Consider the following 21829-nt stretch of genomic DNA (forward strand, 5'->3'; position numbering starts at 1 on the left):
TACCACGCGCTATCAGGCCCTTGGATTGGATCCCAAAAGGGGCGGACGAGAGTATGACGCGTAAGTTCTTCGGCACGGACGGCATTCGAGGCCTGACCAACACGATGCCGATGACGGCCGAGATGGCGCTTCGGATCGGCCAGGCGGCCGGCGCGCACTTCCTGCGCGGCGACCACCGCCACCGGGTAGTGATCGGCAAGGACACCCGGCTGTCGGGCTATATGATGGAAACCGCGCTGATCGCCGGCTTTACCAGCGTCGGCATGGACGTGGTCATGGTCGGCCCGGTGCCGACTCCGGCGGTGGCGTTGCTGACCCATTCGATGCGCGCGGACCTCGGCGTGATGATCTCGGCCAGCCATAACAAGTTCGTCGACAATGGCATCAAGCTGTTCGGGCCGGACGGTTTCAAGCTGTCCGACGAGGACGAGGCGGCGATCGAGGCACTGCTCGAAAAGGCGCCGCGACTGGTGCCGGCGGCCGAGATCGGTCGATCGAAGAAGATCGAGGATGCGCGTGGCCGATACATCCATGCCGCCAAGCTGACCTTCCCGCCGGAACTCACCTTGTCCGGCCTTCGGATCGTGATCGATTGCGCCAACGGCGCCGCCTACCAGGTGGCTCCTTCGGCTCTTTGGGAGTTGGGCGCTGAGGTGGAGGCGATCGGCGTCTCGCCCAACGGCGTCAACATCAACGACCAGTGCGGCTCGACCGACACCGCGCTGCTGCGCCGCACGGTAGTCGAGAGCGGCGCCGATCTCGGCCTGGCGCTGGACGGAGACGCGGACCGGTTGATCGTCGTCGACGAGAAAGGCGAAGAGGTGGATGGCGACCAGTTGATGGCGCTTATCGCTTCCTCGTGGCACCGGCGCGGGCAGCTGAAGGGCGGTGGAATCGTCGCCACCGTCATGTCGAACCTGGGCCTCGAACGATTTCTCGAAGGGGAGGGGCTGTCGCTCGAGCGCACCAAGGTGGGCGACCGCTACGTTCTCGAGACGATGCGAACCAAGGGCTATAATGTCGGCGGGGAGCAGTCCGGCCACATCATCCTCACCGATCATGCGCGGACCGGCGACGGGCTGGTGGCGGCCCTGCAGGTCCTCGCCTGCCTGGTGCGCAGCGGCGAGCGGGCAAGCGAGCTGTTGAACCTGTTCGACCCCCTGCCGCAGCGGCTGGAAAATGTTCGCTTCGAAGGTGGCGCGCCGCTCGGCAATGCCGCCGTCCAGGCGGCCATTGCCGACGCCGAGGCGCGGCTGGCCGGTCGGGGCCGCCTGGTGATCCGTAAGTCGGGAACCGAGCCGCTGATCCGGGTGATGGCCGAAGGCGAGGACGAAAGTCTCGTGGACGAGGTGATCGACACGATCTGTGCCGCCGTGAAGGCGGCCTGATGCTGGAGAATCCCCGATGCTCGAGCTGAGACCCGATTGCGAGCGCTGCGGCAGGGATCTGCCGCCGGACAGCGCCGATGCGCGCATCTGCACCTTCGAATGCACCTTCTGCGCCGGCTGCGTCGAAGGCCCGCTCGGCGGCGTCTGTCCCAATTGCGGCGGCAATTTCGAACTCCGGCCGATCCGGCCGCGCCACCTGCTCGACAAATATCCGGCTTCGGCAGTCCGCAAGGGTCCTTCGGGCGAGGCTCCGGGCGGACCGGAATGATCCCGGGCCGCGTGCTGATCGTCGCCGGCTCCGATTCCGGCGGCGGCGCGGGAATCCAGGCCGACATCAAGACGGTCACCATGCTCGGCGGATTCGCGATGACCGCGATCACCGCGATCACCGCGCAGGACACGCTCGGTGTCGAGGCCGTTCTGACGATCCCTGCGGAAATGGTGCTGAAGCAGTTCGACATGGTCGTTGCCGATCTCGGTGCCGATGTGGTGAAGATCGGCATGATCGGCTCGGCCGACACGGCCGAAAAGCTCGCCGGCCGCCTCTCCGCTCTGTCCGGCGTGCCGGTCGTGTTCGATCCGGTGATGATCGCGTCGAGCGGGTCGGCTCTGGCCGATGCCGCGACGATCGCCGCGCTCGGCCGGCTGGCGCGGATCGCGGAACTGACCACGCCCAACCTTCCGGAGCTGGAAAGGCTCACCGGCCGGTCGATTGGCACGCTCGACGAGCTGGAGGGGGCCGCGCTTATCATGGCCGGAACGACCGGCAGGGCCGTGCTCGCCAAAGGCGGTCATCTCGCCGGCGATCCCGTCGTCGACGTGTTGGCGCGGCCGGACGGCGCGCTGTGCCGCTGGACTTCGCCGCGGCTCGAGACCCGCCACAGCCACGGTACCGGCTGCACCCTGGCGAGCGGAATTGCCTGCGGTCTTGCCCAGGGATTGGACCTCGAAGATTCGATCTCGCGAGCCCGCGATTATCTACAGGCGGCGCTCCGCGCGCCGCCGGGGCTGGGTGCAGGCCATGGGCCGATGGGACATGCGCTCGGGACCGTCCCCTTCGAACATATCCACAGGAAAATATGAGGAAGTTTCAGCTTTTCCTGGCCGCGAGCCGGCGCGCCGAATAGGCTTTCGGGCAATGGCGCGTCCCTGCTTCAAGCTCGAGAAGGATCATCCCGAACCGCTGGCAGGGGTCGACGAGGCGGGCTGCGCGCCGCTTGCCGGCCCGGTCGTGGCAGCGGCCGTGATCCTCGACCGGAACCGCTTTCCCCGCGGTATCGACGATTCGAAGGCGCTGCCGGCGCCGGTTCGCGAGGCCCTCTATACGCGGCTCAGGCAGATCGCCGCGGTCGGCGTGGGCATCGCTTCGGTCGAGGAAATCGATCGGCTGAACATCTTCTGGGCCCGCATGCTGGCGATGCAGCGCGCCGTCGATTCGCTTGGGATCGAGCCGGCGATGGTGCTGGTCGACGGCAATCGCTGTCCGCGCTGGGACCGGCCATCGGTCGCGATCGTCGCGGGCGACGCCAAATGCCGGTCGATCGCCGCGGCCTCGATCGTCGCCAAGGTGACCCGCGACCGAATCATGGCCGAATATGCGCGCGAGCATCCCGGCTATGGCTGGGAGACCAACAAGGGCTACGGCACGCCCGAACATATCCGGGCGCTCGCTGCGCTGGGACCGACGCCGCTCCACCGCCGCAGCTTTGCCCCGGTGCGGCAATATATGCTGGAACTGGAGCCGCAGCCGGTTCTGGCCGCCGTGCCTGCCTGAATCGGAATTGCTGAGTCTTTCCGGCCACACCTACTTCAGATTGAGTCTGAACTTCCGGCTCCGACACAATATGTAGCGGGGGCTCCTTTCGTTCCCCACGCGCGAGACGCAATCTCAAGCGCTTTGGCCAAGCGTCTGTTCTTGACCGGGGAGTCCGCGTGACTCAGCATGGTCTCGAGCAGGGACGGCACGACGCTGCCGTGCCGGAAGGTCGATACGAAGGGGGCGGTGAATGAGTGTGATGGGGCGTGTCGGGACGGTCGTGAGGCCGGCAAAGGCGAAGCCGGCAGCGCCGAACCTGCCCCTCGGCGAGATCATCCAGGAAGATTGCGTGGCGGCCATGGCCCGGTTGCCCGACGCCTGCGTCGACATGGTCTTCGCCGATCCTCCTTACAATCTCCAGCTCGGCGGCGACCTGTTCCGGCCGGAGGGAAGCCGGGTCGACGCCGTCGACGACGATTGGGACAAGTTCGCTACCTTCGCCGATTACGACTCCTTCACCCGTGCCTGGCTCAGGGAGGCGCGCCGGATCCTCAAGCCGAACGGCACCCTTTGGGTGATCGGCAGCTATCACAACATCTACCGGGTGGGCGCGGCGCTGCAGGATGCGGGTTACTGGATCCTCAACGACATCATCTGGCGCAAGTCGAACCCGATGCCGAACTTTCGCGGCACCCGCTTCACCAACGCGCACGAGACCCTGATCTGGGCGTCGCGCAGCGAGGAGAGCCGCTACACCTTCAACTACCGGGCGATGAAGGCCCTCAACGACGATCTGCAGATGCGCTCGGATTGGACCCTCCCGATTTGCGCGGGTGGCGAGCGGGTCAAGTCCGACGGCATCAAGGCTCATCCGACCCAGAAGCCCGAAGCTCTGCTTTATCGCGTCCTGCTCGCCTGCACGCGTCCGGGCGACGTCGTGCTCGATCCCTTCTTCGGCACCGGCACGACCGGCGCCGTGGCACGGCGGCTGGGCCGCCACTGGATCGGGATCGAGCGCGAGACGCGCTACATCAAGGTGGCACGGCAGCGGATCGATTCGACTTTGCCGCTCGACGAAAGCGCGATGAAGACGATGGCCTCGCCGCGGGCGCAGCCCAAGGTGCCGTTCGGCTCGATCGTCGAGAGCGGCCTGATCGCGCCCGGCGCGCTGGTCACCGATTCGAAGCGCCGCTGGCAGGCCCGCGTGCTCGCCGACGCCTCGCTCGACCTCGGCGGGGAGCAGGGTTCGATCCACAGGATCGGCGCGGTCGTGCAGGGGGCGCCCTCCTGCAATGGCTGGACCTTCTGGCATTTCGAGGAGGCCGGGACCCTGCTTCCGCTGGACGCGCTGCGGCAACGCTATCTGGCGAACCTGGTCGGAGCATGATCGAGCATGATCCGTTCCGGTCGGATCATGCTCTCGCGACCGACCTCCTCGCCGACGATGAAGCCCGTTTCCCGTTGAATCGACAGCTCCGGCGCCGCTGGGTATGAGACGCGCCGGATGAGCGGCGGGTTGGGAAGTTGGCCGGCGCTCTCGGGGCCGCAACTCGAGCGGCGGCGCGGACCGAGGCGATGACTGCACGGCCGATCGCGACGGGGGGATGATGCAGCAATATCTCCCGCTTGCGGGCATACTGATCGTCGTCGCCGGTTTCCTGCTTCGGTTCAATCCGATGCTCGTCGTCACCGTTGCGGCGCTCTCTACCGGGCTGCTCGGCGGCATGGGCCTAGCCGAGGTGATCTCTGCCTTCGGCAAGGCATTCAACGACAATCGGATCATCGCCATCGTGTGGATCGTGCTTCCCGTGGTCGGGCTGCTCGAGCGCTACGGATTGCAGCAGCGCGCCGCAGCGGTGGTGACCCGGATCCGGGCGGCGACGGTGGGCCGACTGCTGATCGTCTACCTGCTCTTCCGGCAGGTGACGGCCGCCCTCGGCCTCACGTCGATCGCCGGCCACCCCCAGACGGTGAGGCCGCTGGTCGCGCCGATGGCGCTGGCCGCGGCCGAGCAGCAGCATGGCGAACTCGAGGAGGAAGCGTCGGAAGAGGTGAAGAGCTATTCTGCCGCCACCGACAATGTCGGCCTGTTCTTCGGCGAGGACATCTTCATCGCCATCGGCTCGATCATTCTGATCCAGCAGACTCTCGCGCCTTACGGCTATCAGCTCGCGCCGCTCGAGCTCGCAATCTGGGCGATCCCGACCGCAATCATTGCCTTCCTGATCCATGGTACCCGTCTGCTGCTGCTCGACAGGTCCCTGGGAAGGCGACACCGATGATCACGCTGCATTGGGCCTACACCCTCGCTGGCGCGATGTTCGCGGCCTTTGCTCTGCTGAGCGCGCTCGACCGCTCCAACCGCAAGCGGTTCGGCAATGCCGCCTTCTGGGGCCTGATGGCCTTGAGCCTGCTCGCCGGCGGCCAGCTGGGCGATTTCGTGAACGGGCTGCTGGTGCTCGGCCTTGTCGGCCTGGCCGGCTTCGGGCTCATCGGCCGCGGCAATCCACCCACCAGCAGCGAGGACGAGCGCAGGGCCTGGTCGGCGCGCCTGGGCAACCGACTGTTCCTTCCTGCCCTGATCATCCCCGCAACGGCGCTGATCGGAACGCTCGCTTACAATTATACCCCGCTCGGCGCTTTCGGCTGGATCGAGGAACGGCGCGAAACCTATATCTTCCTCTGCCTCGGCGCCCTGCTCGCGCTCGCCGCCATCTTTGCCTGGCTTCGGCCCCCGGCGGTGGCGCCGCTGCAGGAAGGGCGCCGCCTGATCGACGCGATCGGCTGGGCGGCCGTGCTGCCGCAGATGCTCGCCGCTCTGGGAGTCGTCTTCGCCGCGGCGGGAGTCGGCGACATTATCGGCGGCGCAGTCCAGGCGGTGATTCCGGAAGGGAGCATCTTCCTGACCGTTCTGGTGTTCGGGCTGGGCATGGCGCTGTTCACGATGATCATGGGCAACGCCTTCGCGGCCTTTCCGGTGATGGCCGCCGCGATCGGCGTACCGCTGCTGATCTCCGGCTATGGCGGCAACCCTGCCGTGGTCGGCGCGATCGGCATGCTGGCCGGCTTCTGCGGGACGCTGATGACTCCCATGGCCGCCAACTTCAACATCGTGCCCGCCGCCCTGCTCGAGCTCAAGGACCGCAACGGCGTGATCAAGGCCCAGGTCGGCACCGCTCTGCCCCTGCTCGCGGCCAACATCCTGCTGATCTACATGCTCGCCTTTTGATCTTCGGAGCCGATCGCCGCTCCCTCAACCTGTACCGACCCGGTAGGACATAGCCATGCGCCACCACCTCACCGCCGAAACCGCCAACCGCTTTGCCGAGATCGCACTTGGCCATGTCACCCGGGAATATCCGCACAAGCTCGATCATGTGATGGAGGGGCCGGAGGATGCGCTCGGGCCGCGCGCGCTTCACCCGATCTTCTTCGGCAGCTTCGACTGGCATAGCTGCGTGCATGGCTATTGGCTGCTGCTGCGCACGCGCCGGCTGGTGCCGGATCTCGCCGTGGCGCCGCGGGTCGCCGCCTTGCTCGACGGCATGCTCACGGAGGTGCGGGTCGCCGGCGAACTCGCTTATCTCGACCGAGCTTATACGGGCGGGTTCGAGCGGCCTTATGGCTGGGCGTGGCTGCTCGCCCTGCACCGTGAGGCCCAGCGCCATCCGGAATCGCACTGGGCGGAGAATCTGGAGCCGCTCGCCCGCGCCTTCGCCGATCGGTTCAAGGCCCATCTGCCGCGCCTCACCTATCCGATCCGCACCGGCACCCACTATAACAGCGCCTTCGCGATGATTCTGGCGCTCGACTGGGCCGAGGCGAACGACCCCGGCCTTGCCGAGCTGATTCCTGCCCGGGCGCGCCATTATTATGGCGAGGATCGCGGCTGTCCCGGCTGGGAGCCCGGCGGCGATGATTTCCTCTCGCCGGCGCTTACCGAAGCGCTGCTGATGCGCCGCACCTTGCCGGCGGAGGACTTCCGCCTCTGGTTCGACGATTTCCTGCCGGACATCGCCGCCGGAGAACCGCGCAGCCTGTTCCGGCCGGCTTTCGTTTCGGATCGCTCGGACGGCAAGATAGCCCATCTCGACGGCGTCAATCTCAGCCGCGCCTGGTGCTGGCGCGGCATCGCCGCCGCGCTCGATCCGGAACGCGCCGAACTCGCCCACCGCACCGCCGACGAGCATCTCGATGCCAGTCTTCCGCACGTCGCCGGCGACTATATGGGCGAGCATTGGCTCGCCACCTTCGCCCTGCTCGCGCTCGAGCCACCCGCCTGATCGGCGACATTCTGCCGTCGCACGGCACGCCGCTGTCGGTATGGTTTACAAATCCTTACCGCATTAACCTTGAGAGCCGCGCATTTGCGTTGCTGGCCCGCTTCTTGCTGCCTTTCGAATCATGCTCAAGCGGCTCGGCAGACTGTTCGTCATCAAGACCCGGTGGGAAGCGATCGCGGTGATCTACGCCCTCGCGCTCGGCTCTGTGGATCGGGGCTTCCACTATCTCGAGCGATACCCCGGCGTCGGCGGATGGCTTCTCTTCGCCGCCTGCACCGGCGTCGTCTTCATGGCGGGCGCGAAGCTGCTCGACATGACTCGCAAGGACAATGGCGAGCGCCGACGCAAGAGCGACCTCGAGCGGCCGGCCGCCGGCGAGGGGTCGATGAGGAAGGTCCCCTTCGGTTCGACTGAATCGTAACCGACGAGCATTTGCGGGAACGGCTTCCCCTGTCCGCCGGTTGATGCAGGCGAAGCAGCAGGAGCCCAGCATGACCGACAAGGCGAAGGCGGAGCGCGAGACCGGCGTGCGCGGCGGCGGCCAATCGGGCGGCGGCCCCTATCCCAATCCGCACGACGGCAAGTCAGGCGAGCCGGCGGATGGCTTTCAGGGCCATGGCGGCCAGTCCGAAATGGAATATCACGGTTCGGGCCGGCTGGGCCGGAAGAAGGTCGGAAAGAACGCCAACGCGCCCGCGTCCGGGACCAAGCCCGAACCGCGCTGACAAACGCTCCCAATTAGTGGTGAGAATTGCCAATTGGCGGCGCGAGCACGCCATCCGCCAATAGACCGACTGGGCTGGAAATCCGCGGAATTCTGCGAAAAATTCGAGTTGGCACGCCTCTTGTTACCTTGTGGGCATCTTAAGTCACAAGGTTTCAAAAGGGAGCGACACAATGGCCAACATCACCAACATCGTCACCGCAGCTGTCGGCGCGATCGTCATCTCCACCGCCTTCGTCGGCGCCGCGGTCGGCCCCGCCACCACCGCCGGCAAGGCCCCGGCCACCTACACCCAGGTGGCCCAGATCCCCGCGTCGGACCACGCCGTCCGGGCCTGACCCGCCGCGGCGGCAGGGCCTGACCTCGACGTCTCCCGGCCGCCGCTTCCAGCCCTTCACCCCCCACCGGAGCCGCCATGAGCATCTTTTCCAGGACCCGCGACATCATCGCCGCCAACGTCATCGACCTGGTCAACCGGTCGGACGATCCGGCGAGGACGATCCGCGTCGTCATCCTCGAAATGGAAGAGACGCTGGTCGAGGTTCGCGCCTCGGCGGCGCGCCTGATCGCCGACCAGAAGGAGAAGAGGCGCCAGGTCGCCCAGCTCGCCGGTCTTCAAGGCAGCTGGACCGAGCGCGCCGAGCTCGCCCTGAGCAAAGGCCGTGACGATCTTGCCCGCGCCGCCCTGGTCGAGAAGGAGAAGCTCTCCGGCCTCGCCGAGGACTTGCGCGCCGAGATTGCGGCCATAGATGCCGAGTTGCGGGCGTCCGAGGTCGATATCGCCAAGCTACAGGCGAAGCTGCGCGAGGCCCGCGCTCGCCAGACCGCTATCGCGGCCCGGCTCGAGGGCGCGCAGAACCGCGTGCGGATGCGCGAAATGTATGCCGGGGAGCGGGTCGAGGAGGCCTTCTCCCAGTTCGAGCTGCTCGAACGCCAGGCGGACCTCGCCGAAGGCCATGCGGAGGCGCTCGCCTTGGCCGCGCCCAAGTCGCTCGAGGAGGAGATTGCCGAGTTGAAGGTTGCCGAACGGGTCGACGCTGAGCTCGCCGCCATGAAGGCGGCGATGAAGGAGGCGGCATGACCCTCCAGATCGACGGCGTCGACGTGATGAACGCGATCGAGATTGCGGCCTGGATCGGCAGCATCGTCGCGATGCTGGTGATCGGCCTGATCGTCTGGGTGATGGTTCGGCCGCCGCGCCGGGAGCGGGTCCGGCCTGCCGAGCCCGACGGGCTCGACGCCGAAGAGATGATGCGGCTGCTCGACCGGATGGAGCAGCGGCTCGAGGTTCTGGAACGCGCCGTCGCCGTCGAAGCGAGGGAAGAGGACAGGATGCTCACGGGCGGCGATCGCCCCGAGACGAGGAGGACGAAATGAGGACGCGAAGATTTGAGCTGGATCGTGCCGAGGGGAAGCTGCTGGGCGTCTGTGCCGGCCTCGCCAACCATACGGGCATAGACGTCACGATCATCCGCGTCGGCCTGGTGCTGATCACGTTGATGGGCGCATTTCCCTGGACGGTCGTCGCTTATGGCGCCGCCGCCTTGATCGGGCATCGCCGCCGCCGGGCGGACACGGACCCTGTTCGTTTCGCCGGACGCGAGGAGACGAGGGAGCGGATGCGCAACCTCGACCTGCGGATGCGGGCGGTCGAGACCTGTGCGACCAGCGCGAACAGCCGCCTCGCCCGCGAGATCGAGGATCTGCGTTGAGTGGCGTGGGGCGCGAGGGGAAGGAGGAAGTTGGAGTGGGGATCGGTGTTCATCCTGGGATTGCCTGCGGGACGTTGCTGATCTCCGCCGCCCGCAACGTCTTGGGAACGAGCGGGAGCGACTCCCGCCGTCCGGCACCCTGCCGGCCCGGGCCCCGAACAGGGGCCGACGCCCCGAACGTCCGAGGGAATTGGAAGACTGCGTCCAGGCGCAGCGGGAATGAAGGAGGAAGAGATGAACGAAGCGATGATGACGATCACCTTGTCGAGCTTCGGATTGCTGGCGCTCGGCATACCGACGCTGGCTGCGCTCAAGGGATGGCAGGGCTGGCTCGAGGTGAAGAGGCTCGAGCTGACCGGGCAGGGCCGGCAGGAGCCGCGCAGCTCGGCAATGGACCGCATCGAGATTGCCGACCTGAAGGAACGGGTCCGCAAGCTCGAATCGATCGCCGCCTGCATCGACCCTTGAGGGCCGGGGTGACGCCTGACGGCGCATCCCGCCCTTCACTCACCGGGTCACCGTGATGAGCGGTGAGCTTGTCCAACCGGCATTTCGAAGGAACAGCACGACTATTGCGGCATCCCTATTCCGCGCCGGGAACGCCCTCCGTCGACACTATGCTCAATCTCTTGCGCCCGCCGCCTCGCCGTCGATCCGCGACCGCTCGGTCGTCCCATCCGAGCGGATCGACCAAAGGTCCCCGAAATCCTCATGCACCAGCGGCTCCGGCCGCGTGCCGCCGAGCTGCTCGATGATGTCCGGCACGGTGTTGCTGTGTCCGACGACGAGGGCAGGGGTCGGCCCTGCCCGCACCCGCGCCACCAGGGCTGGCGTGTCGCGCGGATCGTAGACGATCGGAATAAGGTCAAGCCGTGCCGCGGTTGGCGCCGCGGTCTGGACCGTGCGCTTGTAGGTGCTGACATAGATGACGGCCGGCGGGGCCTCGGCCAGCCGATCCGCCAGCAACACGGCCTGCCTGTGTCCCTCCGCGGTCAGATCCGGGTCGCGCTCGCCCTCGGGCGTGTGTAGGTGTCGCACGACATGATAGATGGGCAGCTCGCCCGGCGGCGCGGCGGCCGGCGTGGCGCAGGCGGCGCCAAGAGCCAACAGGGCTGGAGCGAGCAGGCGGCCGAACGACATGGATGATCCTCCCCTTTCCCGCTTCCTCGTCTGCCGGACGACGTCTGGCAATGGGGGTGCACAGCCCCGAAAAATCGACTAACGCGGCCGCGTACCGCAAACACCACAGGTTCGAGAATGGCCGACAAGTCCGAGCGCCGCAACCGGCCGGCGCTCTCCCTCCACGTTCCCGAGCCCGATGCGCGGCCCGGCGACGAGCCCGACTTCAGCCGCATCGAGATTCCCGCGGCCGGCAGCGTGCCCCGCCCGGACGTCGCTGCGGCGCCGGCCGAGACGCACCCGCTCTGCTTCACGTTGGTCCGGGTTCTCGACGACGACTCCAACGCCGTCGGGCCCTGGGATCCGCGGCTGGATCCGGAAACGCTTCGCCGGATCCTGCGCGACATGATGATGGTGCGCACCTTCGATGATCGAATGTACCGCGCCCAGCGCCAGGGCAAGACCAGCTTCTACATGAAGTCGACCGGCGAGGAGGCGGTGGCGGTGGGTGCCGCCCATGCGCTCGACCGCGAGGATATGTGCTTTCCGACCTACCGTCAGCAGGGCCTGCTGGTGGCGCGGGACTATCCGCTCGTCGACATGATGTGCCAAGTCTATTCGAACCGCGGCGACAAGCTCAAGGGGCGGCAGCTTCCGATCATGTATTCGGACCGTGCGCGCGGCTTCTTCACCATCTCGGGCAACCTCGCCACTCAATATCCTCAGGCCGTGGGCTGGGCGATGGCCTCGGCGATCAAGGGCGACAGCCGGATTGCTTCGGCCTGGATCGGCGAGGGGTCGAGCGCCGAGGGCGACTTCCACAGCGCGATGACCTTCGCCGGCGTCTACCGCGCCCCGGTGATCCTGAACCTGGTCAACAACCAGTGGGCGATCTCCTCCTTTGCCGGCATTGCCGGGGGCGAGAACACGACCTTCGCGGCGCGCGCGGTCGGTTATGGCATCGCCGGGCTTCGCGTCGACGGCAACGATCCGCTCGCCGTCTATTCCGCGACCCTGTGGGCAGCGGACCGGGCCCGCTCGAACCTCGGCCCTACTCTGATCGAGCTCTTCACCTATCGCAAGGAAGGCCACTCGACGAGCGACGACCCGTCCGCCTACCGGCCGCAGGGTGCCGGCGACAAATGGCCGCTGGGGGATCCCATCGAGCGGTTGAAGCGCCACCTGGTCAATCTCGGCGAATGGGACGATGCCCGCCATGACGCGCTCCAGGAAGATCTGAGCAAGGAGGTTCGCGCCGCGCAGAAGGAAGCGGAGAAGCAGGGCGTGCTGGTCGCCTCGACGATCGACTTTCCGCAGGACGTCACTTCGATGTTCGAGGACGTCTACAAGACGATGCCTTGGCATTTGAAGGAGCAGCAGGCGCAGATGGTCGCGGAGCTGGAGGCGAAGCGCAAATGACCGCGATGAACATGATCGAGGCGCTCAATTCCGCCCATGACGTGATGATGGAGCGCGACGACAACGTCGTCGTGATGGGGGAGGATGTCGGCTATTTCGGCGGAGTCTTCCGCGTCACCGCTGGACTGCAGAAGAAGTATGGCCGCTCGCGCGTGTTCGACGCGCCGATCTCCGAAGGCGGCATCATGGGTGTCGCGATCGGCATGGCGGTCTACGGTCTCAGGCCGGTCGCCGAGATCCAGTTCGCCGACTACATCTATCCCGGCTTCGACCAGATCGTGTCGGAGGCGGCGCGGATCCGCTACCGCACCGCCGGCGAATGGTATGTGCCGATGGTGATCCGCTCGCCTTATGGCGGCGGTATCTTCGGCGGCCAGACCCACAGCCAGTCGCCCGAGGCCTTGTTTGCCCACATTGCCGGCATGAAGACGGTGATCCCGTCCAACCCCTATGATGCCAAGGGCCTGCTCATCTCGGCGATAGAGGATGACGATCCGGTCGTCTTCTTCGAGCCGAAGCGAATCTATAATGGTCCGTTCGACGGCTTCTTCGACCGGCCTGTGACGCCTTGGGCGCAGCACGCCATGGCCGACGTGCCGGAGGGGCATTACACCGTGCCGATCGGCAAGGCGGCGATCGCCCGCGAAGGGAGCGAGCTCACCGTGCTCGCCTACGGAACGATGGTCCACGTCGCGATCGCCACGGCCGAGGCGAACGGCATCGACGCCGAGGTGGTCGACCTTCGCACGATCGTTCCGGTCGATATCGAGACGATCGAGGAATCGGTGAAGAAGACTGGCCGGTGCGTGGTCGTCCACGAGGCGACGCGGACGGCCGGCTTCGGCGCCGAGCTGAGCGCGCTCGTCCAGGAACGCTGCTTCTACCATCTCGAGGCGCCGGTGCAGCGGGCCGCCGGATGGGACACGCCCTATCCGCATTCGCTGGAATGGGCCTATTTCCCCGGGCCGATCCGGCTCGGAACTGCATTCAGGAAGGCACTGGAGGACTGACCCGCCATGGCGCGCTATGAATTCAAGCTGCCCGACATCGGCGAGGGCATTGCCGAGGCCGAGATCGTCGCCTGGCACGTCAAGGTCGGCGACATGGTCGCCGAGGACCAGCAGATCGCCGACATGATGACCGACAAGGCGACGGTCGAGATGGAATCCCCGGTCGCCGGCAAGGTGGTCCAGGTCGCGGGGAACGTCGGCGACCAGATCCCTATCGGGAGCGTACTGGTGGTGTTCGAGACCGAAGGCGAGGTCGAGGCAGAAGAAGCCCCGCTGGCCGACGGCATGAGCGATGTCGCCGAGGAGATGATCCCCACCGAGGACGTCCAGCCGGTCGAGCGACGGTCGAGCGAGGACCGGCGCGCCGCCGAGGAGGATCGCCGTACGGAGGACCGCGGAGGCGAGGATCGACGCGTCGGCGAATGGCGTGCCCGGGAAGCGCCGGCGGAGGCGGGAGCGCCGCCTGCCGCGGAGCGCGCGCAGGCCGCCGCGGCGCAGGCACCCAAGATACTCGCTTCGCCTGCGGTGCGGCAGCGGGCGCGCGATCTCGGCATCGATCTGGCCCAGGTCAAATATTCCGGCGACCGGATCCGCCACGCGGATCTCGACGCTTTTCTTCTCTACCAGGGCGGCGCCGTCGCGCGCGGGCCGGCGCCGCGTCGCATGGACGAGGACGTCAAGGTCGTCGGCCTGCGCCGGCGAATCGCCGAGAACCTCCAGGAAGCGAAGCGGCGTATTCCGCATTTCACCTATGTCGACGAGGTCGACGTCACCGCGCTCGAGCAGACCCGCGCGATGATGAACATGGACAAGGGCGACAATCCCAAGCTCACCATGCTGCCCTTCCTGATCAGCGGGATGTGCCGGGTGCTGGTCGATTATCCGCAGATCAATGCCACCTTCGACGACGATGCCGGAGTCATCCATCGCTCGGGCGCGGTCCACATGGGCATGGCGACCCAGACCGAGCACGGGCTCGCCGTTCCCGTCATCCGCAATGCCGAAGGGCGCGACGTTTGGAACCTCGCCCGCGAGATCCTCCGGCTCGCCGAGGCGACCCGCACCGGCAAGGCGACCCGAGACGAATTGAGCGGGTCGACGATCACGATCAGCAGCCTGGGCCCGATGGGCGGCATCGTTTCCACGCCCGTCATCAATCGGCCCGAAGTCGCGATCATCGCCGTGAACAAGGTCAAGGAGATGCCGGTCGTCGTCGACGGCGAACTCGAGATCCGCAAGATGATGAACCTCTCTTTGTCCTGCGACCACCGCGTCGTCGACGGCTGGGACGCGGCCAGCTTCATCCAGGATCTGAAGAAGCTGCTGGAGAATCCGCTGCGGCTGCTGTCGATGCGCTGACCCGACGCCTCGCGCTGAGGGAAGGCGGCCGGAAGTGGCGTGATCTTGCCGCGCCGCCGGCCTTCGTCAGACCTGTTTCTGCCGTGCCCGCTCGGGTGGGCCTCACGATGCGGCGCGGAGCCCGCTCTCCTTGGCGAGAAGCAGTGTCGTTTCGACGCGATTGCGGCCCATCGATTTTGCCTTGTACAGCGCCGTGTCGGCGGCCTGAAGCAGCCCTTCCGGCATTCTCGTCGTTCCGCCTGCCGTAGCCATGGCCGTGGCCACGCCGACGCTGACCGTCACGTTCGGGCCGATCCCGCTCGATGGGTGAGGGAGGGCGAGCGCCTCGATGGCGAGCCTCGTCGTCTCCGCAAGGGCCGTCGCTTCGCTCTGGTCGGTGCCGGGAGCGATGACCACGAATTCCTCGCCACCATAGCGTGCGGCAAGGAAGTGGGCACGCTTGAGGCTCGTGCCGATCGTCCGGGCGACGGTGCGCAGGCAGTCGTCGCCCACCTGATGGCCGTTGGCATCGTTGAACGACTTGAAGCAGTCGATGTCGAACAGCAGCAGTGACAGCATTCCCCGACAGTCAAGCGCATGCTGCCAGGCGCGGTCGAACGCCTCGTCGAAGGCTCGGCGGTTCGACAGTCCGGTCAGTCCGTCAGTCCGCGCCAGCGCTTCGAGCTCGGCCTCGATCCCCTTCTTCTCCGAGATGTCGCGCATGGTGAAGAGGATATCCGTCGGTTGTCCGGTTTTCGGATCCTCGACGGTGCTGCAATTGGTTTCGACCCAGATCAGGGAACCGTCGCTGCGCCGCATGCGGAATTCCAGCTTCACTTCGGGCAGGCTGCCTGCGAAATGCTGGCGAACGGCCGTGGCCACGAGCTGACGGTCTTCTTCGTAAACGAAATTGTTCGAAACCACGTCGCCGCCGGCGGCGTAGATGTCCTGCGGCGTGCAGCCGAGCAAGCGTGCCACCGACGGCGAGATGTAGCGCGCCTTGCCGTCGACGCCGAAGCGGAAGATGACCTCGCCGCCCAGTTCGGCCAGCATCCTCAGCGATTCGGACTCGCGGCTCTCTCTGGCGTTCGGGCCGAAATGTCGTGCGAACCATGTCGACGCCCGCCCAAGAACCCGCTTCATCAGCCCACTCCCAAGCTTTCACGCTATCCGGAAGTCGTAAAGATTCCCTTCGCTTAGCACCCACGCGTCGCCGCCCAGAGCGTCGGGCCTCGAGAGGGCAGGTCCCTCGACCCCCCGCCCTCCGTGGTCGAATGCGGTTCCCCCGCGCACCCGAACGGCGCTAAAGCGCGGCCATGCTGAAGAAGACCGAAAGCCCCGACCTGGACGCGCTCCGCCTCGTCGAGGAGCGCCTGCGCTGGCTCTCGTCCTGGACGATCCACCACGCCAACCATATTCGCGAGAGCGGCGATGGCCTGAAGGTGGGCGGACACCAGGCGAGCTGTGCCTCAATCACGGCCATCATGGCGGCGCTCTACTTCCACGCGCTCGGGCCGAACGATCGGGTCGCGGTGAAGCCGCACGCCGGCCCGGTGCTTCACGCGATCCATTATCTGCTCGGTAGCCAGAGCCGTGAACAGCTGGAAGCGTTTCGCGGATTCGGCGGCGCGCAAAGCTACCCCAGCCGGACCAAGGACCGGATACCGGTCGACTTTTCGACGGGCTCGGTGGGGCTGGGCGTGGCGATCACGGCTTTCGCCAGCCTGGTCCAGGACTATCTGCTCGCCCACGGCCTGATCGCGTCGGAGCAGACGGGACGAATGGTCGCCCTGCTCGGCGACGCCGAACTCGACGAGGGCAATATCTACGAATGCCTCATCGAGGCTGCCAAGCACGATATCCGCAACTGCTGGTGGATCGTCGACTATAACCGCCAGTCGCTCGATGCGACCACGGCCGACCGGATGTTCAGCCGTTTCGACGACATTTTCGAAACCTGCGGGTGGCGCGTCGTCACGCTCAAATATGGCAAGGCCCAGCAGGCCGCCTTCGCCGAGCCGGGCGGGGCGGGGCTTCGCGACTTCATCGACCGGACCGGCAATGCCGATTATGCCGCGCTCACCTATCTCGGCGGCGCGGCCTGGCGCGAGCGTCTGCTGAAGGACCTGGGGGACGAGGCCAGGCCGCTGCTCGACGCCCGGGACGACGACGCCCTCCAAGCGCTGATGACCAATCTCGGCGGCCACGACGTCGAGTGCCTGGTGGAGGCGTTCGAAGCTGCGCGCGACGACGTGCCGACCTTGTTCATCGCCTACACGATCAAGGGCTATGGACTGCCGTTCGCCGGCCACAAGGACAATCATTCCGGTCTGATGACCCCGACCCAGATCGCTGGTCTGCGCGATTCGATGGGCATTGCCGAAGGCGAAGAATGGGCAGCCTGGGCTGGGCTGGGCGGCAATGCCGCGAGCGCGGCCAGGGCATTGGTCGAACGTAGCCGTATCGCCCGGTCGCGCCCCGACCGCGCCTGGAACCAGGCCGAGACGCCGGCGATCGCGCCGCCGGCAGGGGAGGAGCAGTCGACCCAGGCGGCGTTCGGCCGGATCCTGCTCGACCTGTCGCGCACCGGCGGCGGCCTCGCCGACCGGATCGTCACCACCTCGCCCGACGTCACCGTCTCGACCAACCTCGGTGCTTGGGTGAACCAGCGCGGCCTGTTTCGCCGTGCCGAGCTCAAGGACGTGTTCGCCCAGGCTCGGATTCCTTCGGCGCAGAAATGGGCTGGCGGCGAAGCCGGCCAGCACATCGAGCTCGGCATTGCCGAGAACAATCTGTTCCTGATGCTTGCCGCCATGGGGCTGGCGGGCGACCTGTTCGGCGAACGGCTGTTCCCGATCGGCACCGTCTACGACCCGTTCATCGCCCGCGGGCTCGATGCGCTCAATTATGCCTGCTACCAGGACGCCCGCTTCCTGCTCGTCGGGACTCCGTCGGGCCTTACGCTGGGGCCGGAAGGCGGCGCTCACCAGTCGATCAACCCGCCGCTCATTGCAATGGGCCAGCCGGGTCTCAGGCATTACGAGCCCGCCTTCGCCGACGAGCTCGCCTTGTTCATGGAAGAAGCTTTCCGCCTCATGCAGCGACCGGACGGCGAGAGCGTCTATCTGCGGCTCTCGACCCGTACCGTCCGCCAGCCGGCTCGGACCGGCGACGGCTGGAAGGCCGACGCGCTCGCCGGCGGCTATTGGCTGCGCGCTCCGGCGGAAGGCGCGGAAGCCGCTTTGGTCTACTCGGGCGCCCTCGCGCCGGAGGCGATCGCCGCATGGGAGGCGCTGAAGGACGACGTACCGGGACTGGGTCTGCTCGCCATCACGTCTCCCGACCTGCTCCACCGCGGTTGGACCGATCGTCTCGCCGCCCGGTGGAACGGCAGGGACCCGGAGCCGTCCCAGGTCGAGCGGCTTCTCGCGCCGCTCGCTCCGAATGCCGGTCTCGTCACGCTGATCGACGCGGCGCCCGCCTCTCTGTCTTGGATCGGCGGCGTGCGCGGCCAGCGGGTCAGCCCGCTCGGGGTCGATCGATTCGGCCAGACGGGCAGCCTCTCCGAGCTCTACCGCGCCTATCGGCTGGATACCGCCGCGATCGTCGAAGCGGCGGCCGAGCTTTTCCTGACCTGACCCGTCGCGGCTCTTGCGGCCGCCCGTATCGATTCCCGGGCCGACACCGCGACGTCAATCGTCGCCCGGCATCCGTGTCCGCGTATGAAGCGCCTCCTGCACGTAGAGCCGCTTAACCAGCACGTAGAGCACCACCGTCAACGGCGCCGCGAGGATGATTCCCGACACGCCGAAGATGAAGCCCCCGGCCACCAGCGCGAACAGGAGCAAGGCCGGCGGCAGGTCCACCGCACGTTGCTGGACGATCGGCTCGAGCACATTGCCCTCGAACTGCTGAACCAGCAGGAACAGGAGCATCGTCCAGAACGCCTCGTCCGGGCCGGCGGCAAAGGCGAGCAGCACCGCCGGAACGGCGGCGATGATCGGTCCGATGAACGGCACGAACTCGAGCAGGGCGGCGAGCAGTCCCAGCGTCAGCGCGGAAGGTACGCCGATCAGCGTCAGGCCGAGCCAGGTCAGGATGCCGACCGCCGCCATCGAGACCATTCGGCCGAGCAGCCACAGCCTCAGGGCGCGCGCGCTCGCCTCCATCGCTTGCGCGGCGAGCGCCCGGCCACGTTCGGGAACGAGCTTGATCATCCCGGTCCAGTAGAGGCCGGGCTGCGCCGCCAGATAGATGCCGGCCACCAGCACGAGAAACGTGTCCGCCAGCGCGTTGCCGACCGACATGGCGATAGCGCCGAGGTTGCTGAGCACACCACCGTTTTCGCTGAGGCTGGCCGACCATTCGCGCATCATCTCGCCGATCCCCCAGGCGTCGAACCGATCGAGTGCCGCCTGCCACGCCGCCGGGACCATCTCGCGCAGCCCCGTCGCCTGGCGAGTCACCTCCGCGCCGAACGTCCAGAAGGCGCCCAGGATCACCCCCGCGACGATCAAAATGGCGGCCAGCAAGGCAGCCCAATGGGGCAGTTTGAGCCGGCTGCGGATCGGCGCTGCGACGAGGTTGAGGATCACCGACACCAGGATCGCGCCGAACATGAGCAGGAACAGGTCGCGCAAATTCCACAGCAGCAGCGCGATGCCGATGACGATGATGGCGATGACGAGCCGCTCGATGAAGACCCGGTGACTGATCGGCTCGCCGCTCATCCGCGCCTCCTTCCAACCCTTGAACGTACCGGCGGAACATTCCTTTCCATCCGGCGCTGTTTCGTCCAATTGGCTCATGACGGGAGAATGACATGATTGGCAAGATTCTCGGCGCCGGGATCGGCCGCCGCCTCGCCGGCTCCAATCGAGGACTGAAGGGCGCGCTGATCGGCGCCGCGGCACCCTGGCTGGTTCGCCGCGCCTTCACGCCCCTCGGCGTTGCCGCACTTGGAGCCTATGGCGCCAAGAAGTTCTACGATCGCCGCCGCGCTCGGCGAACGCCTCCGCTCGACCTCTGACTTCGCCGCCTTAGTTTTACTGCTCGGGCTCGGGGGGCGGCGGAAGCTGCTCTCTCGGGACGGTGACGGGCGGCAGCACCAGGTCCGGCGTGGGCGTCTGTCCCGGCGCCGGCGCGTTGCCGGGCTCCACGACGGGAGGCTCGGCTTCGGTGGGTACCAGTCCGTTGTCCGGGTTCGTCGGCTCCGGAGTCCGGTCGGTCTGGGACAGCGGTACCGGCGCTGGCCGCCGGACCGGGCGAATTCCGAGCGCGTCGGCCATGAAATCGCGCCAGATCCTTGCTGGTATTCCGCCACCGGTGGTTCCCGGCAACGGGCTGTTATCGTCGTTGCCCACCCATATTCCGACCACCAGGTCACCGGCGAAACCGACGAACCAGGCATCCCGATAGTCTGAGGTGGTGCCGGTTTTGCCGAAGGTCGGGATCGAAAGCGCGGCGGCCCGTCCAGTGCCGCGATTCACGACGGCATGGAGCACGTCGCGGAGCATCGGGAAAGCCGGGTCGCGGTTGAGCGCGTCGGCCGAGGTCCCGCCGCCAAACCAGCTCGTCCGTTCCGGCAGCCCGTGCGGGCGGATCGGAAATCGGCCCGCCGCTATGGCCGCATAAGCGGCGGTGAGCTCGACCAGGCTTACCCCATTGGTACCCAGCGCCAGGCTGGGATCCGGGCGAAGCGATGTCGTGATGCCGAGATCGCGAGCGGCGCGGATGACATTGTCTCGGCCGACCCGCTCCTGGATCTGCACTGCGACGGAGTTGCTCGAATAAGCGACCGCTTCGCGCAGGCTGATTCGGCCGCGATAGTCACCGCTATAATTGCGCGGTTCCCAATCGCCGAGCCGGATCGGTACGTCGTTCACCGGCGTGGTCGGCCGATAACCCGCGCGAAAGGCGGCGAGATAGACGAACGGCTTGAACGCCGATCCCGGCTGGCGCCGCGCCTGCGTCGCCCGGTTGAAGCTGCTGCGACGATAATCCTTGCCGCCGACCATCGCGACGACACGTCCGTCGAGCCGCATCGCCACGAGCGCCACTTGCGCCCGCCCGAGCCCCGCGCGCCTTATCGTTCGTACCGCGAGGCGCTGCAGGTCGCCCTCCAGCGTGGTCAGGACCTGCCGCTCGCCATAGGTGCCTTCGGCCAGCTCGCTCGCCTGAGGGATCACCCAGTCGGCGAAATAGGTGCCGGTCGGCACGTCGTCGCGCTCGCCGAGGCGCAGGCGCGCCGGCCGAATTTCGTCATGCTCCTCCTCGGTGAGGAATCCGGCCTGCACCATTTCCCGCATCACCAGCCGCGACCGTTCCTGTGCGCCGTCGAGATTGTTGGTCGGCGCCAGCCGTGAAGGCGCGTTGACGATTCCGGCAAGCATTGCCGCCTGCGCCACGGTTAGTTCATCGGGCTCCGAGTCGAAATAGTGGCGCGCCGCGGCGCGCAAGCCGTAGACATTGTCGCCGAAATAGACGTTCGACAGATAGCGGCTGAGAATCTCCTCCTTGCTTAGCCAGACTTCGAGCCAGAGCGTGATCAGCGCCTCCTGGAGCTTGCGCGCGGCCGTGCGTTCGGGGCTGAGGAAGCTGGTCTTGGCCAGCTGCTGGCTGATCGTGCTTCCGCCCTCCCGGACTCTCCCGGCACGCAGGTTGCGCACCATGGCTCGGGAAATGCCCCAGGGATCGATGCCGATATGGCTGTAGAAGCGCCTGTCCTCGATCGCGATGAAGGCCTCGCCGACGTGCGGCGGCAGCTCGGTGACCGAGACCGGCGCCTCGATGACGGCGCCGCGCCGGGCGATCGGCTCCCCTTCGGCGGAAAGGATGGTGAGGCCCGGCGCGCCGATCGGTTGCAGCGATCGGGACAATGGGGCGGTCACCGTCAGCCAGATCACCGCAAGCGCGAACAGGAGGGCGCCTATCTTGGCTACGCGCACGACCGTCCGCACCCGGGAGAGCGGCGGCTGCGGCGGCGCGTCGGGATCTTCGGCTTCGGTACGTTCCAGATCCACGTCTCGCGCTGCCGGCATCCTGCTTCCTAGTAAGTTTTCAGTCCGGTCCCCATGGACC

General features: G+C 66.9%; 24 protein-coding genes. 20 read left to right on the forward strand and 4 right to left on the reverse strand.

Features of this window, described 5'->3' with window-relative positions; translation table 11 throughout:
• Positions 1 to 53: 53 nt before the first annotated feature.
• From glmM to EKM57_RS03595, 15 genes are all read left to right on the forward strand, one after another.
• A complete protein-coding gene (gene glmM / locus EKM57_RS03530; RefSeq protein ID WP_129791108.1) occupies positions 54 to 1388 on the forward strand; it encodes a phosphoglucosamine mutase in 1335 nt (444 codons plus the stop codon).
• Positions 1389 to 1404: 16 nt separating this feature from the next.
• Entirely contained in the window at positions 1405 to 1656 is a 252-nt protein-coding gene (locus tag EKM57_RS03535) for a DUF1272 domain-containing protein (protein ID WP_129791109.1), read from the forward strand.
• Positions 1653 to 2471, forward strand: coding sequence for a bifunctional hydroxymethylpyrimidine kinase/phosphomethylpyrimidine kinase (thiD, locus tag EKM57_RS03540; RefSeq protein ID WP_129791110.1), 819 nt, complete (start codon positions 1653 to 1655; stop codon positions 2469 to 2471). The genes EKM57_RS03535 and thiD overlap by 4 nt, the downstream gene beginning before the upstream one ends.
• A gap of 55 nt (positions 2472 to 2526) precedes the next feature.
• Complete coding sequence (locus EKM57_RS03545) at positions 2527 to 3162, forward strand: ribonuclease HII (RefSeq protein ID WP_129791111.1); 636 nt, start codon at positions 2527 to 2529, stop codon at positions 3160 to 3162.
• A gap of 232 nt (positions 3163 to 3394) precedes the next feature.
• Positions 3395 to 4531, forward strand: coding sequence for a site-specific DNA-methyltransferase (locus EKM57_RS03550; RefSeq protein ID WP_129791112.1), 1137 nt, complete (start codon positions 3395 to 3397; stop codon positions 4529 to 4531).
• Positions 4532 to 4751: 220 nt separating this feature from the next.
• The gene (locus EKM57_RS03555; protein WP_129791433.1) at positions 4752 to 5426 is read left to right on the forward strand and encodes a DUF969 domain-containing protein; all 675 of its coding nucleotides are present in this window, start codon (positions 4752 to 4754) and stop codon (positions 5424 to 5426) included.
• The gene (locus EKM57_RS03560) at positions 5423 to 6373 is read left to right on the forward strand and encodes a DUF979 domain-containing protein (protein WP_129791113.1); all 951 of its coding nucleotides are present in this window, start codon (positions 5423 to 5425) and stop codon (positions 6371 to 6373) included. The genes EKM57_RS03555 and EKM57_RS03560 overlap by 4 nt, the downstream gene beginning before the upstream one ends.
• Positions 6374 to 6428: 55 nt before the next feature.
• Positions 6429 to 7427 carry a DUF2891 domain-containing protein gene (locus EKM57_RS03565; protein ID WP_129791114.1) on the forward strand — a complete coding sequence of 333 codons (999 nt, stop codon included), beginning with the start codon at positions 6429 to 6431 and terminating at the stop codon, positions 7425 to 7427.
• Between the two features lie 121 nt (positions 7428 to 7548).
• Positions 7549 to 7848 carry a hypothetical protein gene (locus EKM57_RS22395; protein ID WP_243450868.1) on the forward strand — a complete coding sequence of 100 codons (300 nt, stop codon included), beginning with the start codon at positions 7549 to 7551 and terminating at the stop codon, positions 7846 to 7848.
• Positions 7849 to 7918: 70 nt separating this feature from the next.
• A complete protein-coding gene (locus EKM57_RS03575; protein WP_129791115.1) occupies positions 7919 to 8152 on the forward strand; it encodes a hypothetical protein in 234 nt (77 codons plus the stop codon).
• 172 nt (positions 8153 to 8324) lie between these two features.
• Positions 8325 to 8489 carry a hypothetical protein gene (locus EKM57_RS21760; protein ID WP_165357163.1) on the forward strand — a complete coding sequence of 55 codons (165 nt, stop codon included), beginning with the start codon at positions 8325 to 8327 and terminating at the stop codon, positions 8487 to 8489.
• A 77-nt stretch (positions 8490 to 8566) separates the two neighbouring features.
• The gene (locus tag EKM57_RS03580; RefSeq protein WP_129791116.1) at positions 8567 to 9232 is read left to right on the forward strand and encodes a PspA/IM30 family protein; all 666 of its coding nucleotides are present in this window, start codon (positions 8567 to 8569) and stop codon (positions 9230 to 9232) included.
• Positions 9229 to 9528, forward strand: coding sequence for a hypothetical protein (locus EKM57_RS03585; RefSeq protein WP_129791117.1), 300 nt, complete (start codon positions 9229 to 9231; stop codon positions 9526 to 9528). The genes EKM57_RS03580 and EKM57_RS03585 overlap by 4 nt, the downstream gene beginning before the upstream one ends.
• Positions 9525 to 9863: a PspC domain-containing protein gene (locus tag EKM57_RS03590; RefSeq protein ID WP_129791118.1), complete on the forward strand. Its 339-nt coding sequence runs from the start codon at positions 9525 to 9527 to the stop codon at positions 9861 to 9863. Before EKM57_RS03585 ends, EKM57_RS03590 begins: the two co-directional genes overlap by 4 nt.
• Before the next feature lie 234 nt (positions 9864 to 10097).
• The gene (locus tag EKM57_RS03595) at positions 10098 to 10331 is read left to right on the forward strand and encodes a hypothetical protein (RefSeq protein ID WP_129791119.1); all 234 of its coding nucleotides are present in this window, start codon (positions 10098 to 10100) and stop codon (positions 10329 to 10331) included.
• A gap of 153 nt (positions 10332 to 10484) precedes the next feature.
• Here EKM57_RS03595 and EKM57_RS03600 read toward each other — a convergent pair whose 3' ends face one another.
• The gene (locus EKM57_RS03600; protein WP_129791120.1) at positions 10485 to 11003 is read right to left on the reverse strand and encodes a phosphoglycerate mutase family protein; all 519 of its coding nucleotides are present in this window, start codon (positions 11001 to 11003) and stop codon (positions 10485 to 10487) included.
• A 117-nt stretch (positions 11004 to 11120) separates the two neighbouring features.
• Here EKM57_RS03600 and EKM57_RS03605 point away from each other — a divergent pair, with 117 nt between their 5' ends.
• From EKM57_RS03605 to EKM57_RS03615, 3 genes are read left to right on the forward strand one after another with little or no spacing between them, the layout of a single operon-like run.
• Positions 11121 to 12401 carry a 3-methyl-2-oxobutanoate dehydrogenase (2-methylpropanoyl-transferring) subunit alpha gene (locus EKM57_RS03605; RefSeq protein WP_129791121.1) on the forward strand — a complete coding sequence of 427 codons (1281 nt, stop codon included), beginning with the start codon at positions 11121 to 11123 and terminating at the stop codon, positions 12399 to 12401.
• 5 nt (positions 12402 to 12406) lie between these two features.
• Positions 12407 to 13411, forward strand: coding sequence for an alpha-ketoacid dehydrogenase subunit beta (locus EKM57_RS03610; protein WP_129791434.1), 1005 nt, complete (start codon positions 12407 to 12409; stop codon positions 13409 to 13411).
• A 6-nt stretch (positions 13412 to 13417) separates the two neighbouring features.
• A complete protein-coding gene (locus EKM57_RS03615) occupies positions 13418 to 14770 on the forward strand; it encodes a dihydrolipoamide acetyltransferase family protein (protein ID WP_129791122.1) in 1353 nt (450 codons plus the stop codon).
• Positions 14771 to 14872: 102 nt separating this feature from the next.
• On the opposite strand, the gene EKM57_RS03620 is transcribed toward EKM57_RS03615, so the two are convergent.
• Entirely contained in the window at positions 14873 to 15892 is a 1020-nt protein-coding gene (locus EKM57_RS03620; protein WP_129791123.1) for a sensor domain-containing diguanylate cyclase, read from the reverse strand.
• Positions 15893 to 16065: 173 nt separating this feature from the next.
• Between EKM57_RS03620 and EKM57_RS03625 the strand changes: the two genes are divergently transcribed.
• Complete coding sequence (locus tag EKM57_RS03625) at positions 16066 to 18387, forward strand: transketolase (RefSeq protein WP_129791124.1); 2322 nt, start codon at positions 16066 to 16068, stop codon at positions 18385 to 18387.
• A gap of 54 nt (positions 18388 to 18441) precedes the next feature.
• Here the strand turns inward: EKM57_RS03625 and EKM57_RS03630 are convergent, their stop codons facing one another.
• Positions 18442 to 19479: an AI-2E family transporter gene (locus EKM57_RS03630; protein ID WP_206185284.1), complete on the reverse strand. Its 1038-nt coding sequence runs from the start codon at positions 19477 to 19479 to the stop codon at positions 18442 to 18444.
• 92 nt (positions 19480 to 19571) lie between these two features.
• On the opposite strand from EKM57_RS03630, the gene EKM57_RS03635 reads away from it, so the two are divergent.
• A complete protein-coding gene (locus EKM57_RS03635) occupies positions 19572 to 19778 on the forward strand; it encodes a hypothetical protein (RefSeq protein ID WP_129791125.1) in 207 nt (68 codons plus the stop codon).
• Between the two features lie 16 nt (positions 19779 to 19794).
• Here EKM57_RS03635 and EKM57_RS03640 read toward each other — a convergent pair whose 3' ends face one another.
• A complete protein-coding gene (locus tag EKM57_RS03640; RefSeq protein ID WP_129791126.1) occupies positions 19795 to 21789 on the reverse strand; it encodes a transglycosylase domain-containing protein in 1995 nt (664 codons plus the stop codon).
• Positions 21790 to 21829: the final 40 nt, after the last annotated feature.

Origin of the sequence: Sphingosinicella sp. CPCC 101087, assembly GCF_004151485.1 — a bacterium.
In the GTDB taxonomy this organism is placed as follows: Bacteria; Pseudomonadota; Alphaproteobacteria; order Sphingomonadales; family Sphingomonadaceae; genus Allosphingosinicella.

What these genes read in the sequence shown, in the direction of transcription:
- glmM (WP_129791108.1), top strand. Translation starts at nt 54, where the DNA reads ATGACGCGTAAGTTCTTCGGCACGGACGGCATTCGAGGCCTGACCAAC.
- EKM57_RS03585 (WP_129791117.1), top strand. Translation starts at nt 9,229, where the DNA reads ATGACCCTCCAGATCGACGGCGTCGACGTGATGAACGCGATCGAGATT.
- EKM57_RS03630 (WP_206185284.1), bottom strand. Translation starts at nt 19,479, where the DNA reads ATGAGCGGCGAGCCGATCAGTCACCGGGTCTTCATCGAGCGGCTCGTC.
- EKM57_RS03535 (WP_129791109.1), top strand. Translation starts at nt 1,405, where the DNA reads ATGCTCGAGCTGAGACCCGATTGCGAGCGCTGCGGCAGGGATCTGCCG.
- EKM57_RS03555 (WP_129791433.1), top strand. Translation starts at nt 4,752, where the DNA reads ATGCAGCAATATCTCCCGCTTGCGGGCATACTGATCGTCGTCGCCGGT.
- EKM57_RS03565 (WP_129791114.1), top strand. Translation starts at nt 6,429, where the DNA reads ATGCGCCACCACCTCACCGCCGAAACCGCCAACCGCTTTGCCGAGATC.
- EKM57_RS03600 (WP_129791120.1), bottom strand. Translation starts at nt 11,003, where the DNA reads ATGTCGTTCGGCCGCCTGCTCGCTCCAGCCCTGTTGGCTCTTGGCGCC.
- EKM57_RS22395 (WP_243450868.1), top strand. Translation starts at nt 7,549, where the DNA reads ATGCTCAAGCGGCTCGGCAGACTGTTCGTCATCAAGACCCGGTGGGAA.
- EKM57_RS03575 (WP_129791115.1), top strand. Translation starts at nt 7,919, where the DNA reads ATGACCGACAAGGCGAAGGCGGAGCGCGAGACCGGCGTGCGCGGCGGC.
- thiD (WP_129791110.1), top strand. Translation starts at nt 1,653, where the DNA reads ATGATCCCGGGCCGCGTGCTGATCGTCGCCGGCTCCGATTCCGGCGGC.
- EKM57_RS03605 (WP_129791121.1), top strand. Translation starts at nt 11,121, where the DNA reads ATGGCCGACAAGTCCGAGCGCCGCAACCGGCCGGCGCTCTCCCTCCAC.
- EKM57_RS03560 (WP_129791113.1), top strand. Translation starts at nt 5,423, where the DNA reads ATGATCACGCTGCATTGGGCCTACACCCTCGCTGGCGCGATGTTCGCG.
- EKM57_RS03590 (WP_129791118.1), top strand. Translation starts at nt 9,525, where the DNA reads ATGAGGACGCGAAGATTTGAGCTGGATCGTGCCGAGGGGAAGCTGCTG.
- EKM57_RS03550 (WP_129791112.1), top strand. Translation starts at nt 3,395, where the DNA reads ATGAGTGTGATGGGGCGTGTCGGGACGGTCGTGAGGCCGGCAAAGGCG.
- EKM57_RS03580 (WP_129791116.1), top strand. Translation starts at nt 8,567, where the DNA reads ATGAGCATCTTTTCCAGGACCCGCGACATCATCGCCGCCAACGTCATC.
- EKM57_RS03620 (WP_129791123.1), bottom strand. Translation starts at nt 15,892, where the DNA reads ATGAAGCGGGTTCTTGGGCGGGCGTCGACATGGTTCGCACGACATTTC.
- EKM57_RS03615 (WP_129791122.1), top strand. Translation starts at nt 13,418, where the DNA reads ATGGCGCGCTATGAATTCAAGCTGCCCGACATCGGCGAGGGCATTGCC.
- EKM57_RS03635 (WP_129791125.1), top strand. Translation starts at nt 19,572, where the DNA reads ATGATTGGCAAGATTCTCGGCGCCGGGATCGGCCGCCGCCTCGCCGGC.
- EKM57_RS21760 (WP_165357163.1), top strand. Translation starts at nt 8,325, where the DNA reads ATGGCCAACATCACCAACATCGTCACCGCAGCTGTCGGCGCGATCGTC.
- EKM57_RS03640 (WP_129791126.1), bottom strand. Translation starts at nt 21,789, where the DNA reads ATGCCGGCAGCGCGAGACGTGGATCTGGAACGTACCGAAGCCGAAGAT.
- EKM57_RS03545 (WP_129791111.1), top strand. Translation starts at nt 2,527, where the DNA reads ATGGCGCGTCCCTGCTTCAAGCTCGAGAAGGATCATCCCGAACCGCTG.
- EKM57_RS03610 (WP_129791434.1), top strand. Translation starts at nt 12,407, where the DNA reads ATGAACATGATCGAGGCGCTCAATTCCGCCCATGACGTGATGATGGAG.
- EKM57_RS03595 (WP_129791119.1), top strand. Translation starts at nt 10,098, where the DNA reads ATGAACGAAGCGATGATGACGATCACCTTGTCGAGCTTCGGATTGCTG.
- EKM57_RS03625 (WP_129791124.1), top strand. Translation starts at nt 16,066, where the DNA reads ATGCTGAAGAAGACCGAAAGCCCCGACCTGGACGCGCTCCGCCTCGTC.